The organism is Phaeobacter sp. A36a-5a (assembly GCF_037911135.1).
GTDB lineage: Bacteria > Pseudomonadota > Alphaproteobacteria > Rhodobacterales > Rhodobacteraceae > Phaeobacter > Phaeobacter bryozoorum.
On record NZ_JBBLYU010000002.1, the window covers coordinates 279,309 to 293,336 of the forward strand.

Consider the following 14,028-nt stretch of genomic DNA (forward strand, 5'->3'; position numbering starts at 1 on the left):
GCATAGGTGGCTAAGAGGGTGTCAAAATCACGCCATAATAGTTTCACATTCCAAGCGGTTTCCTCCGCCAAGAAAGGGGAAAGCTTTTAGGGAGTTCTTTGAATGGGACGTTTAATTTATTTGTTTCTGATCGCCCCTTGGTGGGTATACGCAGCTGCTGCCGCAGGTTTCTTGTATTTGAGTGAGCAAGTTTATCAGAACGAGTTGAAAGAACAGGCCGATGCCACAGCTGCGTTGGCCCAGCCGATTCCGGGCCGGGTGGATTTGTCTGCTTTTGACAGGCAGAGCGATGTCGGTCTGGCGGACGAGGTTCACATTGGTGGGTGGATCAATACGAATTTCAATTATCATCTTCGCAAGACCAAGAAAGGCAGCGTCCGCACAGAAGGGTATATGTATGTGCTGCAAGGCGCCGCTGACACTTCGAGCACTAAACAGGTCCGTGCCATTATTTTGATGTCGGAGCGTGAGAAAGCTGATTTCATCAGCCGAATCTCCGAGTTTCAGGTCCCTGGTAAGCTGGACGAGACTGGGCATTCGTACTTTGCGTTCAATGGTGTGAGCACCAATGCAGGATCTTTTTCAGACCTTGTTAACGATGCCTTCAAAGAACAGGGGCTGACGAAGGGCCCGGACTTCATAGTCGTCGAGCCTTTTTGGGAAGGCCGGGAAAAGGGATTGACCTATGCGGGCGATCCTCAAAGGTTGCGCGGGAAGTTGTGGAAGCTTTCCGGCGTTCTGCTTGTACTGGCAGCGATCAAATTCGGATTGGCTCGCCGTAGCAAGCAGCGGCAGAGCGAACGGGACGCTGCCAGTGTCGAACGGGCAATCTTCGCCAGTTCTCCCATCGCCAGTGCTGGCGAGAAAGGTGCCCGGTTTGGCAGGCCGGACCCTGGAGTGTCTCAGCCGAAAACGCTGCGCCAGACTGCAGCAAGAGTGCAGAAAACGTTACCTGAGCGGTCCAGTCCTGAACTGCAGTCCGAGGAAGAAGGGGAGGCCCATGGATTGGCAAAAGCAGGGTTTATGCAGCGATTTACCCAGGCGTCCAGAAAATCCCAGATGATCCTCTTGGGGATGGTTTTTATTCTTCCGTTTTGCGTAATGAAACCCGCCTTTGGAGGGATGGTTCTGCCTATCGCGTTTATGGTCTACATCTACTGGTCAATTGGCGCGAAGGCTGCGTCATCTGTACGGGAGGCGTTGGAGGAGGTTGGCCTTCTCAAACCCAGAATCTCCCGCTTAGCAAAGCAGGACCCTTTCAGCCGACTGGAAGCCCAAGCAAGGAATTTCCGATAGCGCAAGTCAGGGCGGTTGGCCTGACTGCCCTAACTATCTGGACAAGATGATAATCAAACCCCAAACCCGTCGCCCGTCCCAAACGCAAACGTATCGGTGCGGAACCCCTTGCCACACACGGCTATCAGGCGTATACGGCGCCATCCCGCACTGCGGGGCAAAGGCGGGGTGATTCCCGCCTTTTGGGTTCGATGAGGGTGCGCGGTGGTCGCTTGCCCTCCTCTCAACCCCAACGCCTGAAAAAAAGGCATGACTATGCAAAGCCAAAATATCCGTATCCGGCTGAAGGCATTCGACTTCCGCGTACTGGACGCCAGCACGCAGGAAATCGTGAACACTGCCAAGCGGACCGGCGCGCAGGTGCGCGGCCCGATCCCCCTGCCGAACAAGATTGAGAAATTCACCGTTCTGCGTGGCCCGCACGTTGACAAGAAATCTCGTGACCAGTTCGAGATCCGCACCCACAAGCGGCTCCTGGACATCGTTGATCCGACCCCCCAGACCGTGGACGCGCTGATGAAGCTCGACCTCGCCGCTGGTGTGGACGTCGAAATCAAGCTGCAATCCTAAGATCGGAGGGTAAACATATGCGCTCTGGTATTATCGCAAAGAAAGTCGGCATGACCCGGCTGTTCCTCGAAGACGGCAAGCAGGTTCCTGTGACCGTTCTTCAGCTGGACGGCCTGCAAGTGACCGCACAGCGCACCGAGGAAAAAGACGGCTACACCGCCGTTCAGCTCGGCGCAGGTTCGGCCAAGGTCAAGCGCGTCTCCAAAGCCATGCGCGGCCACTTCGCAGCAGCGAAGGTTGAGCCCAAGCGCAAGCTGGTTGAGTTCCGCGTGCCTGCGGACGCCCTGATCGAAGTGGGCGCGGAAATCTCCGCCGAGCACTTCCTCGAAGGTCAGAAGGTAGACGTGACCGGCACCTCCATCGGTAAAGGTTTTGCCGGTGCGATGAAGCGTTGGAACTTCGGTGGTCTGCGCGCCTCGCACGGTGTGTCGATCTCCCACCGTTCCCACGGTTCGACCGGTCAGTGTCAGGATCCCGGCAAGGTTTTCAAAGGCAAGAAAATGGCCGGCCACATGGGTGCTGCCCGCGTGACCACTCAGAACCTTGAAGTCGTCAAGACCGACGCCGATCGTGGCCTGATCATGATCAAAGGCGCCGTTCCCGGCTCCAAAGGTGGCTGGGTCACCGTCAAAGACGCCGTGAAAAAGAAAGCCCCCGAAGGTCTGCCTTTCCCGGCAGCTCTGAAGTCGGCTGCAGCGGAAGAAGTCTCCGCGGAAGGTGGTGAAGCATGAAACTTGATGTGATCAAACTGGACGGCGGCAAAGCCGGCGACATCGAGCTGGATGCAGAGCTGTTCGGCCTGGAGCCGCGCACCGACATCCTGCACCGTGTGGTGCGCTGGCAGCGTAACAACGCGCAGGCCGGTACCCACAAGGTCAAGACGCGGTCCGAGACCTCCTACTCGACCAAGAAGATCTATCGCCAGAAGGGCACCGGCGGCGCACGCCACGGTGACCGTAATGCGCCGATCTTCCGCAAGGGTGGTGTCTACAAGGGTCCGACCCCGCGTTCGCACGGCCACGAGCTGACCAAGAAATTCCGCAAGCTGGGTCTGCGCCACGCGCTGTCCGCCAAGGCAAAAGCGGGTGAACTGGTCGTTATCGAAAACGCCGATTCCGAAGGCAAGACCGCCGCTCTGGCCAAACAGGTCAAGGACCTGGGCTGGAAGCGCGCGCTGGTCATCGATGGTGCATCCGTGAACGAGGGCTTCGCCCGCGCCGCGCGCAACATCGAAGGTCTGGATATCCTGCCGACAATGGGCGCAAACGTCTATGACATCCTGAAGCGTGACACCCTGGTGCTCACCAAAGCAGGTGTCGAAGCACTGGAGGCTCGCCTGAAATGAGCGCGAAGGCAGAACACTACGACGTGATCCGCAAGCCGATCATCACCGAAAAAGCAACCATGGCATCCGAAACCGGTGCGGTAGTCTTTGAAGTGGCGATCGACTCCAACAAACCCCAGATCAAAGAAGCCGTTGAGGCGCTCTTTGGTGTGAAGGTCAAAGCGGTCAACACCACCATCACCAAGGGTAAGGTCAAGCGTTTCCGCGGCCAGCTGGGCAAGCGTAAAGACGTGAAAAAAGCCTACGTCACCCTGGAAGAAGGCAACACCATCGACGTGTCCACCGGACTCTGAGATCTGTTTGTCTGAGACTTAAGAAGGCCCCTGCGAAAGCGGGGGCCTTTTTCGTTGGGGGGCGAAAAGAGTAGATGCAACCAAGTCCTCTAGTGACTATGGTGTTCAATTATGGATGGATTTCGAGTTCATTGTTTGCGGTTTAGAGTGTTCCAGCGAAAAGAGTTGTGAGGATAGATGTCTTTGACTATTGCGGATATTGGCACCCTGGTCGCGGCAGTTGCCGCAGTTTTGTCGTTGGTCTGGGCCATCGTTCTGTGGAAGCGCCAAAAAGTCCATGAGGAGCTCCAGGAGTTTAGAAAGGACCTTTCGGACTTCAGGGGTGCCTTAGCTCTATTTTGTGACTATGTGGGCGATACATCCGCAATCGAAGCGGGGAATCTGTCGGCTTTCCGCCTGCTCGAGATGGCACATACTCGTGAGCCTATAGATCTGAAGTCATTTCTTAGACGGTGTGACAAAACCGAAGTAATTATGGGTTCAATCATATTTGGCCATCAGAAATCAGGACTCTGCCAGGAAAAGAAAACCACTTTGGCTGGAATTCAAATGTCAGCAGGCAAGCATAACGAGGCATTCCCAATAACGGCTTTGTTGCTCGGAACTGTATCTGCTTTTTTGGGGCGCACCATTGATATCAACGTACCGTTGAGAGTTTTCGACGAAAGTAAGGAAGCTTTTGAGAAGCTCTTGGAGCAGATTGAGGACGATTTGGACGAGGGAATGCTGTTTTCTGTGCTGTCGGATTATTTTACTCAGCTCGGAGGTCACGGCTCGCCACAGAACGCGAGATCCATCCTACTTGTTAGGCAGCTCGTTGAGTTAATCATTTCAAATTACCTTACACGCACTGATCGCCAATTGTTGCAGGCGTCTCGGCACGAAAAGCGCTTTCGATCCAAAGGCCTTGAACTGACGTCAACATACAATGGTGATATCACAAAACTCTCAGAGGCTTACGAGAAGATGTTAGTCAATAGTGACTGGACGGCATTGGTTGAACAGCGGACCAAACTAAACGAAGTGTACTCATAATGCAAATACTATTGCTTAAAACACATGATGGGTAGCTGAACTCCCCCATTGCCACCCCTCCCATCCTCTGCTAAGCCGCACCAATCCTGACGACCCCGGATTCGCTCCGGGGTTATTACGTTTGTCAGGATGTTCGAACCTGGGGACCTTCGGGGCCCTATAATCTGGCCACCCTAGTAGGGCGTCTCATTGTGGGACAACCGGGCGGGGGGCTTACACATAGCGGGCCCAAAGACAAAAACCTAAGGGTCTGCACGCTAAACGGAAGACAGAAAGCATGGCACTCAAGTCGTATAAGCCGACGACGCCGGGCCAGCGTGGGCTGGTTCTGATCGACCGTTCGGAGCTTTGGAAAGGGCGTCCGGTCAAATCTCTCACTGAGGGTCTGACCAAATCGGGCGGCCGGAACAACACCGGACGGATCACTTCACGTCGTCGTGGCGGCGGCGCAAAGCGTCTCTACCGGATCGTTGACTTCAAACGGAACAAATTTGATGTCGCGGCAACCGTTGAACGGATCGAATATGACCCGAACCGGACCGCATTCATCGCGCTGATCAAATACGAAGACGGCGAGCAGGCCTATATCCTCGCTCCGCAGCGTCTGGCAGTTGGTGACAAAGTCGTTGCATCCGCAAAGGCCGACATCAAGCCGGGCAACGCAATGCCGTTCTCGGGCATGCCGATCGGTACCATCGTTCACAACATCGAAATGAAGCCCGGCAAAGGCGGCCAGATCGCCCGTGCAGCCGGTACTTACGCTCAGTTCGTTGGTCGTGATGGTGGCTACGCTCAGATCCGCCTGTCCTCGGGCGAACTGCGCCTGGTTCGTCAGGAATGCATGGCCACCGTTGGTGCCGTCAGCAACCCCGACAACTCGAACCAGAACTTTGGTAAAGCCGGCCGTATGCGCCACAAGGGCAAGCGTCCTTCTGTGCGTGGTGTGGTTATGAACCCGATCGACCACCCGCACGGTGGTGGTGAAGGCCGTACCTCCGGTGGTCGTCACCCGGTGACACCCTGGGGTAAGCCGACCAAAGGCAAGCGTACCCGCAACAAAAACAAAGCGTCGCAAAAGCTTATCATCCGCTCGCGCCACGCCAAGAAGAAGGGACGTTAACATATGTCTCGCTCTGTATGGAAAGGCCCCTTTGTCGATGCTTACGTGCTGAAAAAAGCCGAAGCAGCGCGCGAGTCGGGCCGCAATGAAGTCATCAAGATCTGGTCGCGCCGCTCGACGATCCTGCCCCAGTTCGTGGGCCTGACGTTTGGCGTTTACAACGGTCAGAAGCACATCCCCGTCAACGTCTCGGAAGACATGATCGGTCAGAAGTTCGGTGAATATTCGCCGACACGGACCTACTACGGTCATGCTGCGGACAAAAAAGCGAAGCGGAAGTAAGTCATGGGCAAGGCAAAAAATCCCCGCCGCGTGGCAGACAACGAAGCAATGGCAAAACTGCGCATGCTCCGTACCTCCCCGCAGAAACTGAACCTCGTCGCCGCTATGATCCGTGGCAAGAAAGTTGAGAAGGCTCTGACCGACCTGACTTTCTCCAACAAGCGGGTCGCACAGGACGTGAAGAAATGCCTTCAGTCCGCCATCGCGAACGCCGAGAACAACCATAACCTGGACGTCGATGAACTGATCGTTGCCGAGGCTTATGTGGGTAAGAACCTGACCATGAAACGCGGCCGTCCTCGTGCCCGTGGCCGGTTTGGCAAAATCCTCAAGCCGTTTTCGGAGATCACCATCAAGGTGCGTCAAGTTGAGGAGCAAGCCTAATGGGACATAAAGTCAATCCGGTCGGCATGCGCCTTCAGGTCAACCGCACCTGGGACAGCCGTTGGTACGCCGACACCAAAGACTATGGTGATCTGCTGCTGGAAGACCTGCGCATCCGTGATTTCATCAAGGAAGAGTGCAAGCAGGCAGGCATCGCCCGCGTGATCATCGAACGCCCCCACAAGAAGTGCCGTGTGACCATTCACACCGCACGTCCGGGCGTGATCATCGGTAAAAAAGGTGCTGACATCGAAGTGCTGCGCAAGAAGCTCGCCTCGATGACAGACTCGGAACTGCACCTCAACATCGTTGAAGTCCGCAAGCCCGAGCTCGACGCACAGCTGGTTGGCGAGTCCATCGCTCAGCAGCTGGAACGTCGTGTGTCCTTCCGTCGCGCGATGAAGCGTGCCGTGCAGAACGCCATGCGTATGGGCGCCCTGGGTATCCGGGTGAACGTTGCAGGTCGTCTGGGTGGTGCTGAAATCGCACGGACCGAATGGTACCGTGAAGGTCGTGTGCCGCTGCACACGCTGCGCGCCGACATCGATTACGCTCACTCCGAAGCCATGACCCCGTACGGGATCATCGGGATCAAAGTCTGGATCTTCAAAGGCGAGATCATGGAACACGATCCTCAGGCGCGTGACCGTAAAGCACAGGAACTCCAGGACGGTCCGGCACCTCGCGGTGCAGGCGGTCGTCGCTAAGGAGGAGATGACATGCTTCAACCAAAGCGTACTAAATTCCGCAAAATGCACAAAGGCCGGATTTCCGGCGAAGCAAAAGGCGGTTCGGACCTGAACTTCGGCACCTATGGCCTGAAGGCAACCACTCCTGAGCGTGTTACCGCGCGTCAGATTGAGGCTGCCCGTCGTGCTATGACCCGCCACATGAAGCGTCAGGGTCGTGTCTGGATCCGCATCTTCCCGGATACCCCGGTTACCTCCAAGCCCGTCGAAGTTCGTATGGGTAAAGGTAAGGGCTCGGTGGATTACTGGGCTTGCAAAGTGAAGCCCGGTCGCGTGATGTTCGAGATCGACGGCGTCAATGACGACATCGCACGCGAGGCCCTGCGCCTGGCCGCGATGAAGCTGCCGGTCAAGACCCGCGTCGTGGTTCGCGAAGACTGGTAAGCGGCGGCGCTCTTGCGCATCCGATGAGAAAACAAAAAGCCCCCGCCGAGCAATCGGTGGGGGTTTTCTTATGTGCCTTCGGCGTAGAATGATTTGTCCGCCCCGGCGGCGGGCGGTCAGGCTAGCGATATTTTGCGGCGGTGATGAACTCTCCGAAGGCCTCACACCAGATCACCACGGTGGTGTAATCCTCGATGTTGATCCCTTCGGGGATGGGCAGGATCAGCCCGTCGAACATCTTCACATCGCCAATCCGTGCCGACGCGGCCTTGATCGCCTCGAACCCGGCCTCATCCTCAACAAACTCTGCCGTCAGGTAGAGTTTGTAGTCCGGTCCCGGTGCCAGCTCGCCCATATGGGTGATCTGCTGCGGCGACAGGCTGATGCTGCCGGTGCCCCAATGCAGGAAATCGCTGCCGGCCAGATCGCGGCTGAAACTGCCGGTAAAGCGTGCTCCCTTGGCGCTTTCGCTCAGGGTTGCGGCATCCGGGCTCTGCGGCGCGGTCAGGATCGGCAACATGTAGATTCCCAAAGCAAATCCGAACGCCAGCGCGATCCCATGGCTCAGCAGTCTCAATATCCAGCGCATGTTCTGCTCCTCATCCTGGGTGAGGCCAGCTTATGGGCGGGCGCGGTGAAAAGGGAAGGGGGCAGACCTATCTTGTCCGGCAAAGCATCTCGTACTCACCCTGATGTTGCGCTAAAGGACAGATATGGCACAGATAGATTCCCTCTTTGTAACCCGTCTCTACCGCGCAGCCCTGTCCGAACACGGACCAAAGGTTGATGCCGGTGAACTTGAAAACTCCTGCTTCGTGATCGCTCAGGATGATGAAGCCGGTCAGGATTGGTGCGAGGAGAACGGCTATCCCGGCTATACCTCCTATGCCTCGCTGACCGATCTGCCGTGGCGCTTCCCGATTTTTGCCGATCTGGTGAAGTCGCTTGATCTTCATGTCGCGGCCTTTGCCAAGGATCTGCAACTGGATCTGGACGGGCGTGCGTTGGTTCTGGAGGATCTCTGGATCAACATCCTGCCCGAGGGCGGCACCCACGCCAGCCACATCCACCCTCATTCGGTGATCTCCGGCACGACCTATGTGTCGATGCCCGAAGGCGCGAGCGCGCTGAAGCTGGAGGACCCGCGCCACGCCATGATGATGGCGCATCCCCCGCGCATGAAGGACTGCCGTCAGGAGCTGAAGACATTTGTCTATCAGTCGCCCGCAGTGGGCGATGTGCTGCTGTGGGAAAGTTTCATCCGCCACGAGGTGCCGATGAACATGGCCGAAGACGAGCGCGTTTCGGTGAGCTTTAACTACCGCTGGGAGTGAAACTTGGGTTGCACTTGCAGCGCTTGCAACTATGCAGGGCACACAACCCAAGAGGATGACTGATTAAATGAAATCAATTCTAGTTCTTGCTTCTGTATCCTTAATGGCGCTGTCTGCCTGCGTTGATTCTGAGAAGGCAGCGATGCGACGTGCGTCTCTCATTGCGCGGGTTTTTCCTAACCCGGCTGATCGAACGGGCATCCATCTGGCTTTCCCTGTGGGCTCATCCTTGGAGATCATCTACTTCAAGAACGAAGTCAGGTCTAACGCTATTGATCGTCGTGTCGCGGGCTATTGCGAACGCATCGGTAAGCCCGTCTTAACCGTGTATAAGGCCCCGAAGGCGAGCGTCGCGACTTTGGCAAATGGAACGCAGCGACCCGCGACGACAATCTGGTATGAGTGTGACTAACCTGTGAGTTCCCTTTGCCCCACCCTCATTCCAGTTGGGGCTAAATTCATATGACGAACGGTAAGTAAGCCAGATGTACGATCACGCGGCAATCGAGCTTCTTGCCGGTGAGCAAGTCGTTCACGCCACTCACGCCCGCATTGCGCTAACGCTGACGGAGGTGATCGTCATTGTGCTCTGCGCGCCACTGGCTCTAGTGATCTGGCTGTTCATCCATCGTGCCTTTCGCTCGGTCACCTACATCATGACCACACAGCGCGTGCTGATTGTCGAAAAGCAAGGCATTGCCGATCAGATCCGCATTCAGGATATCCAGCGAGTTCGGGCGAGGCGGCACGCGATGGTGATTTCTGGAATGGGGAAATGCCTGTGGCTCGCGCGGCTCCAAAACGGGTGGCAATTTGACACGATCTTGACGCGGGTTCGCGAGCTGCGCAAAGCGCAGTGACCGGGTGCCAAACGGTGTCGCAAACTTCACCCTTGCCCCCAACCTCTACCTCCTGTAAGTGGACCCATCGCCTGACCCCTGTCCCGCGTGGATCTGGGGCTGGTGATTCTTTTTGCCGCGTCTTTCGGCGCGGTGTGACATAACCCACCAGGTTTAAAGGTGACCCATCTCGGGGCCTTCTGGTGCTTAGGACAAGGAACAAAGGCGATGAACGCCAATGATCTGCGCGAGAAAACCGTGGATGAACTCCGCGATACCCTCGCATCCCTGAAAAAAGAGAGCTTCAACCTGCGTTTTCAGCAGGCAACCGGTCAGCTGGAATCGACCGCAGGCATCAAGGCGGCCCGCCGCAATGCTGCACGCGTCAAAACCATCCTGAACGAAAAAGCTGCTGCTGCAGCTGAATAAGGAGCTTCTCGAATGCCCAAACGTATCCTGCAAGGCGTTGTGACCTCCGACGCTAACGCACAGACCGTCACCGTTTCCGTTGAGCGCCGCTTTACGCATCCGGTTCTGAAGAAAACCATCCGTAAGTCCAAGAAGTACCGGGCTCACGATGAAAAGAACGCTTTCAAGGTCGGCGATTCCGTACGCATCATCGAGTGCGCGCCGAAATCGAAAACGAAACGCTGGGAAGTTCTGGAAGCCTAAGAGTCTCATCTCGAGACTCCTGGCGACTAGACTTAACAGTTAGTCGAAACCCTGGGGGATTACGCCACGCATCGGCGCCCCAAAGGTCGGGAGAAACCACATGATCCAGATGCAAACAAACCTGGATGTTGCTGACAACTCCGGCGCTCGCCGAGTTCAGTGCATCAAGGTTCTGGGTGGTTCCAAGCGTAAGTACGCATCCGTTGGCGACATCATTGTCGTCTCGGTCAAGGAAGCCATCCCGCGCGGCCGCGTGAAAAAAGGGGACGTCCGCAAGGCCGTCGTCGTACGCACCGCCAAAGAGGTCCGTCGTGAAGACGGTACCGCAATCCGTTTTGACCGCAATGCAGCTGTCATCCTGAACAACAACAACGAGCCCGTAGGTACCCGTATCTTTGGCCCGGTTGTTCGTGAGCTGCGCGCGAAAAACTTCATGAAGATCATCTCGCTCGCTCCGGAGGTGCTGTAATCATGGCTGCTAAACTCCGCAAAGGCGACAAGGTCGTCGTGCTGGCCGGCAAGGACAAGGGCAAAGAAGGCACCATCGCCTCCGTTGACCCCAAAGCCGGCAAAGCCATCGTTGACGGTGTGAACATGGCAATCCGCCACACACGTCAGACCCAGTCTGACCAGGGTGGCCGTCTGCCCAAGGCACTGCCCATCCAGCTGTCGAACCTGGCCCTGCTGGACGCAAACGGCAAAGCAACCCGCGTTGGCTTCCGTATGGAAGGTGACAAGAAAGTGCGCTTCGCCAAAACCACGGGGGACGTGATTGATGCTTGATAACGCAACCTATACCCCGCGTCTGAAAGCTCTCTACAAGGAAACCATCCGTGGCGCCCTGAAAGAAGAGTTCGGCTACAAGAACGACATGATGATCCCCAAGCTGGACAAAATCGTTCTGAACATCGGCTGCGGCCGTGCTGCCGTCAAAGACAGCAAGAAAGCCAAGTCTGCTCAGGCTGATCTGACCGCAATCGCGGGCCAGAAGGCACTGACCACAGTGGCAAAGAACTCCATCGCCGGCTTCCGCGTTCGCGAAGGCATGCCGATGGGCGCAAAGGTGACTCTGCGCGGCGACCGGATGTACGAATTCCTCGACCGTCTGACCACCATCGCGATGCCCCGTATCCGCGACTTCCGCGGCGTGTCGGGCACGTCTTTTGACGGCCGTGGCAACTATGCCATGGGTCTGAAAGAGCACATGGTCTTCCCTGAGATCGACTTCGACAAGATCGACGAAGCTTGGGGTATGGACATCGTGATTGCCACCACCGCGAATACCGACGCGGAAGCAAAGGCGCTGTTGAAAGCTTTCAACATGCCCTTCAATAGCTAAGCGCGGGAAGGAAGAGACATGGCTAAGAAAAGCATGATCGAACGCGAGAAGAAGCGCGAACGCCTGGTGGCAAAATACGCCGCAAAGCGTGCCGAGCTGAAAGAAATCGCAAACGACGAATCTCGCCCGATGGAAGAGCGCTTCAAGGCGCGCCTCGACCTGGCGAAACTGCCGCGTAACTCGTCGGCAACCCGTCTGCACAACCGCTGCCAGCTGACCGGCCGTCCTCACGCTTACTACCGTAAGCTGAAGATCAGCCGTATCGCACTGCGGGAACTGGGCTCGAATGGCCAGATCCCCGGCATGGTGAAATCGAGCTGGTAAGGGAGAGACTGATATGAACGATCCTATCGGCGATATGCTCACCCGTATCCGTAACTCGCAAATGCGCGGCAAATCCACTGTCATGACACCGGCTTCCAAGCTGCGTGCATGGGTTCTGGATGTGCTGAAGCAAGAGGGTTACATCCGCGGTTATGAGTCTGCGACTGATGCAAAGGGCCACCCGGCTCTGGAAATCAGCCTGAAATACTTCGATGGCGAACCTGTCATTCGTGAACTGAAGCGGGTCTCCAAACCCGGTCGTCGCGTTTACATGGGCGTCAATGACATTCCGTCGGTCCGTCAGGGCCTGGGTGTGTCGATTGTCTCCACCCCCAAGGGTGTGATGTCGGACGCAAGCGCACGCGCAGCCAACGTTGGCGGCGAAGTGCTCTGCACCGTCTTCTAAGGAGGCCCCACGATGTCCCGTATTGGTAAAAAACCGGTCGAACTTCCCAGCGGCGTAACTGCTTCTGTGTCCGGCCAGACCATCGAAGTCAAAGGCCCGAAAGGCGCCCGCAGCTTCACCGCGACCGACGACGTCACCCTGACTGTTGATGACAATGTCATCAAAGTGGATCCCCGCGGCAAATCCAAGCGCGCGCGCCAGCAGTGGGGCATGTCCCGCACCATGGTCGCGAACCTGGTTGCAGGCGTGACCACCGGCTTCAAAAAAGAGCTGGAGATCCAGGGTGTGGGTTACCGGGCTCAGATGCAGGGCAACACCCTGAAGCTGAACCTGGGCTACAGCCACGACGTTGATTTCACTGCCCCGGAAGGTGTCACCATCACCGCGCCGAAGCAGACCGAAATCGTTGTCGAAGGTAATGATCAACAACTCGTTGGCGAAGTTGCGGCCAAAATCCGCGACTGGCGTCGTCCCGAGCCCTACAAGGGCAAAGGCATTCGCTACAAAGGCGAGTTTATCTTCCGCAAGGAAGGCAAGAAGAAGTAAGGACCAGCAAAATGGCAAACAGCAAACGTACCCTGTTTCTGAAGCGCCGGCTGCGCGTCCGGAACAAGCTTCGCAAGGTCAACGCAGGCCGTCCGCGCCTGTCCGTACACCGTTCGAACAAGAACATCTCTGTTCAGCTGATCGACGACGTACGCGGTGTGACCCTCGCTTCGGCATCGACCCTGGAAAAAGACCTGGGTCACGTTGGCAAGAACAACGTCGAAGCAGCTACCAAAGTGGGTTCGGTTATCGCCGAGCGCGCCAAGGCGGCTGGCGTCACCGAGGCCTATTTCGATCGTGGCGGCTTCCTGTTTCACGGCAAGGTGAAGGCTCTGGCCGACGCTGCGCGTGAAGGCGGCCTGAAGATCTAAGGATCTGTGCGCCTCGGTTCCGGCAGTCGTCGGGTCCGGGGCACACACCCAAAGTCAAAGTGGGTGGCGTTCGCGCCATCCCGATGATCCGGGGGCGGGCCGATCCGGTCCTAACCCACCTGGATTGAGTTCAAGTCAGGCGCTTGTCGTCAGAATGAAAAGGATTGCCTCATGGCAGAACGTGAAAATCGCCGTGGCCGTGGCCGCCGCGAAGAAGAAACCCCGGAATTCGCCGACCGTCTGGTCGCGATCAACCGGGTGTCGAAAACCGTAAAAGGTGGTAAGCGCTTCGGCTTCGCCGCTCTGGTGGTTGTTGGCGATCAGAAAGGCCGCGTCGGCTTTGGTAAAGGTAAAGCGAAAGAGGTCCCCGAGGCCATTCGTAAAGCCACCGAGCAGGCCAAGCGTCAGATGATCCGCGTGCAGCTGAAAGAAGGCCGCACCCTGCATCACGACATGCACGGCCGTCACGGCGCAGGCAAAGTTGTCATGCGCACCGCACCGGAAGGTACCGGTATCATCGCAGGTGGTCCGATGCGTGCCGTCTTCGAAATGCTCGGCGTCAAAGACGTTGTTTCGAAGTCGATCGGTTCGCAGAACCCCTACAACATGATCCGCGCCACCATCGACGGTCTGAAAAAAGAGCAGTCGCCCCGTTCGGTTGCTCAGCGTCGTGGCAAAAAAGTCGCCGACATCCTGCCCAAGCGGGATGAAGCCCCTGCTGCTGAAGCAGAAGCGTAAG

At 56.9% G+C, this 14,028-nt stretch carries 24 protein-coding genes; 23 read left to right on the plus strand and 1 reads right to left on the minus strand.

Going from position 1 to position 14,028, the window contains the following annotated elements; all coding sequences use genetic code 11:
* Window positions 1-102: 102 nt before the first annotated feature.
* From WLQ66_RS11940 to rplP, 11 genes are all read left to right on the plus strand, one after another.
* Entirely contained in the window at window positions 103-1,296 is a 1,194-nt protein-coding gene (locus tag WLQ66_RS11940; RefSeq protein ID WP_340546590.1) for a hypothetical protein, read from the plus strand.
* Window positions 1,297-1,551: 255 nt separating this feature from the next.
* Complete coding sequence (gene rpsJ, locus WLQ66_RS11945; protein WP_008563081.1) at window positions 1,552-1,866, plus strand: 30S ribosomal protein S10; 315 nt, start codon at window positions 1,552-1,554, stop codon at window positions 1,864-1,866.
* Between the two features lie 17 nt (window positions 1,867-1,883).
* Entirely contained in the window at window positions 1,884-2,597 is a 714-nt protein-coding gene (gene rplC / locus WLQ66_RS11950) for a 50S ribosomal protein L3 (RefSeq protein ID WP_102870588.1), read from the plus strand.
* Window positions 2,594-3,211 carry a 50S ribosomal protein L4 gene (gene rplD / locus WLQ66_RS11955; RefSeq protein ID WP_340546591.1) on the plus strand — a complete coding sequence of 206 codons (618 nt, stop codon included), beginning with the start codon at window positions 2,594-2,596 and terminating at the stop codon, window positions 3,209-3,211. Before rplC ends, rplD begins: the two co-directional genes overlap by 4 nt.
* Complete coding sequence (locus WLQ66_RS11960) at window positions 3,208-3,504, plus strand: 50S ribosomal protein L23 (RefSeq protein WP_102849743.1); 297 nt, start codon at window positions 3,208-3,210, stop codon at window positions 3,502-3,504. The genes rplD and WLQ66_RS11960 overlap by 4 nt, the downstream gene beginning before the upstream one ends.
* 177 nt (window positions 3,505-3,681) lie before the next feature.
* Window positions 3,682-4,539, plus strand: coding sequence for a hypothetical protein (locus WLQ66_RS11965; protein ID WP_102870587.1), 858 nt, complete (start codon window positions 3,682-3,684; stop codon window positions 4,537-4,539).
* A gap of 277 nt (window positions 4,540-4,816) precedes the next feature.
* Window positions 4,817-5,659, plus strand: a complete 843-nt coding sequence (rplB, locus tag WLQ66_RS11970; RefSeq protein ID WP_014876006.1) for a 50S ribosomal protein L2 — start codon at window positions 4,817-4,819, stop codon at window positions 5,657-5,659.
* A gap of 3 nt (window positions 5,660-5,662) precedes the next feature.
* Entirely contained in the window at window positions 5,663-5,941 is a 279-nt protein-coding gene (gene rpsS, locus WLQ66_RS11975) for a 30S ribosomal protein S19 (RefSeq protein WP_005980699.1), read from the plus strand.
* A gap of 3 nt (window positions 5,942-5,944) precedes the next feature.
* Complete coding sequence (gene rplV / locus WLQ66_RS11980; protein WP_340546592.1) at window positions 5,945-6,325, plus strand: 50S ribosomal protein L22; 381 nt, start codon at window positions 5,945-5,947, stop codon at window positions 6,323-6,325.
* Window positions 6,325-7,032, plus strand: a complete 708-nt coding sequence (gene rpsC, locus WLQ66_RS11985; RefSeq protein ID WP_024095828.1) for a 30S ribosomal protein S3 — start codon at window positions 6,325-6,327, stop codon at window positions 7,030-7,032. Before rplV ends, rpsC begins: the two co-directional genes overlap by 1 nt.
* Before the next feature lie 12 nt (window positions 7,033-7,044).
* Window positions 7,045-7,458 carry a 50S ribosomal protein L16 gene (rplP, locus tag WLQ66_RS11990; protein WP_008559969.1) on the plus strand — a complete coding sequence of 138 codons (414 nt, stop codon included), beginning with the start codon at window positions 7,045-7,047 and terminating at the stop codon, window positions 7,456-7,458.
* A gap of 121 nt (window positions 7,459-7,579) precedes the next feature.
* On the opposite strand, the gene WLQ66_RS11995 is transcribed toward rplP, so the two are convergent.
* Entirely contained in the window at window positions 7,580-8,047 is a 468-nt protein-coding gene (locus WLQ66_RS11995; RefSeq protein WP_340546593.1) for a DM13 domain-containing protein, read from the minus strand.
* Window positions 8,048-8,171: 124 nt separating this feature from the next.
* Between WLQ66_RS11995 and WLQ66_RS12000 the strand changes: the two genes are divergently transcribed.
* The 12 genes from WLQ66_RS12000 (at window position 8,172) to rpsE (ending at window position 14,027) form a co-directional block, all read left to right on the plus strand.
* Entirely contained in the window at window positions 8,172-8,792 is a 621-nt protein-coding gene (locus WLQ66_RS12000; protein WP_340546594.1) for a TIGR02466 family protein, read from the plus strand.
* A gap of 485 nt (window positions 8,793-9,277) precedes the next feature.
* Entirely contained in the window at window positions 9,278-9,652 is a 375-nt protein-coding gene (locus tag WLQ66_RS12005; RefSeq protein ID WP_340546595.1) for a hypothetical protein, read from the plus strand.
* A 207-nt stretch (window positions 9,653-9,859) separates the two neighbouring features.
* Entirely contained in the window at window positions 9,860-10,060 is a 201-nt protein-coding gene (rpmC, locus tag WLQ66_RS12010) for a 50S ribosomal protein L29 (protein WP_014876000.1), read from the plus strand.
* Window positions 10,061-10,072: 12 nt separating this feature from the next.
* The gene (gene rpsQ / locus WLQ66_RS12015) at window positions 10,073-10,303 is read left to right on the plus strand and encodes a 30S ribosomal protein S17 (protein WP_005621877.1); all 231 of its coding nucleotides are present in this window, start codon (window positions 10,073-10,075) and stop codon (window positions 10,301-10,303) included.
* Window positions 10,304-10,403: 100 nt separating this feature from the next.
* Window positions 10,404-10,772: a 50S ribosomal protein L14 gene (gene rplN, locus WLQ66_RS12020; RefSeq protein WP_005621870.1), complete on the plus strand. Its 369-nt coding sequence runs from the start codon at window positions 10,404-10,406 to the stop codon at window positions 10,770-10,772.
* A gap of 2 nt (window positions 10,773-10,774) precedes the next feature.
* Window positions 10,775-11,086 (plus strand): 50S ribosomal protein L24, encoded by a 312-nt coding sequence (gene rplX / locus WLQ66_RS12025; protein WP_014875998.1) that lies wholly within the window; start codon window positions 10,775-10,777, stop codon window positions 11,084-11,086.
* Window positions 11,079-11,642 carry a 50S ribosomal protein L5 gene (gene rplE, locus WLQ66_RS12030; RefSeq protein ID WP_340546596.1) on the plus strand — a complete coding sequence of 188 codons (564 nt, stop codon included), beginning with the start codon at window positions 11,079-11,081 and terminating at the stop codon, window positions 11,640-11,642. Before rplX ends, rplE begins: the two co-directional genes overlap by 8 nt.
* Window positions 11,643-11,660: 18 nt before the next feature.
* Window positions 11,661-11,966: a 30S ribosomal protein S14 gene (rpsN, locus tag WLQ66_RS12035; RefSeq protein ID WP_008561382.1), complete on the plus strand. Its 306-nt coding sequence runs from the start codon at window positions 11,661-11,663 to the stop codon at window positions 11,964-11,966.
* A gap of 13 nt (window positions 11,967-11,979) precedes the next feature.
* Entirely contained in the window at window positions 11,980-12,372 is a 393-nt protein-coding gene (rpsH, locus tag WLQ66_RS12040) for a 30S ribosomal protein S8 (RefSeq protein ID WP_014875996.1), read from the plus strand.
* A gap of 12 nt (window positions 12,373-12,384) precedes the next feature.
* The gene (gene rplF / locus WLQ66_RS12045; RefSeq protein ID WP_340546597.1) at window positions 12,385-12,918 is read left to right on the plus strand and encodes a 50S ribosomal protein L6; all 534 of its coding nucleotides are present in this window, start codon (window positions 12,385-12,387) and stop codon (window positions 12,916-12,918) included.
* A gap of 11 nt (window positions 12,919-12,929) precedes the next feature.
* Window positions 12,930-13,289 carry a 50S ribosomal protein L18 gene (rplR, locus tag WLQ66_RS12050; protein WP_340546598.1) on the plus strand — a complete coding sequence of 120 codons (360 nt, stop codon included), beginning with the start codon at window positions 12,930-12,932 and terminating at the stop codon, window positions 13,287-13,289.
* A 171-nt stretch (window positions 13,290-13,460) separates the two neighbouring features.
* Window positions 13,461-14,027, plus strand: coding sequence for a 30S ribosomal protein S5 (gene rpsE / locus WLQ66_RS12055; RefSeq protein WP_340546599.1), 567 nt, complete (start codon window positions 13,461-13,463; stop codon window positions 14,025-14,027).
* Window position 14,028 lies beyond the last annotated feature (1 nt).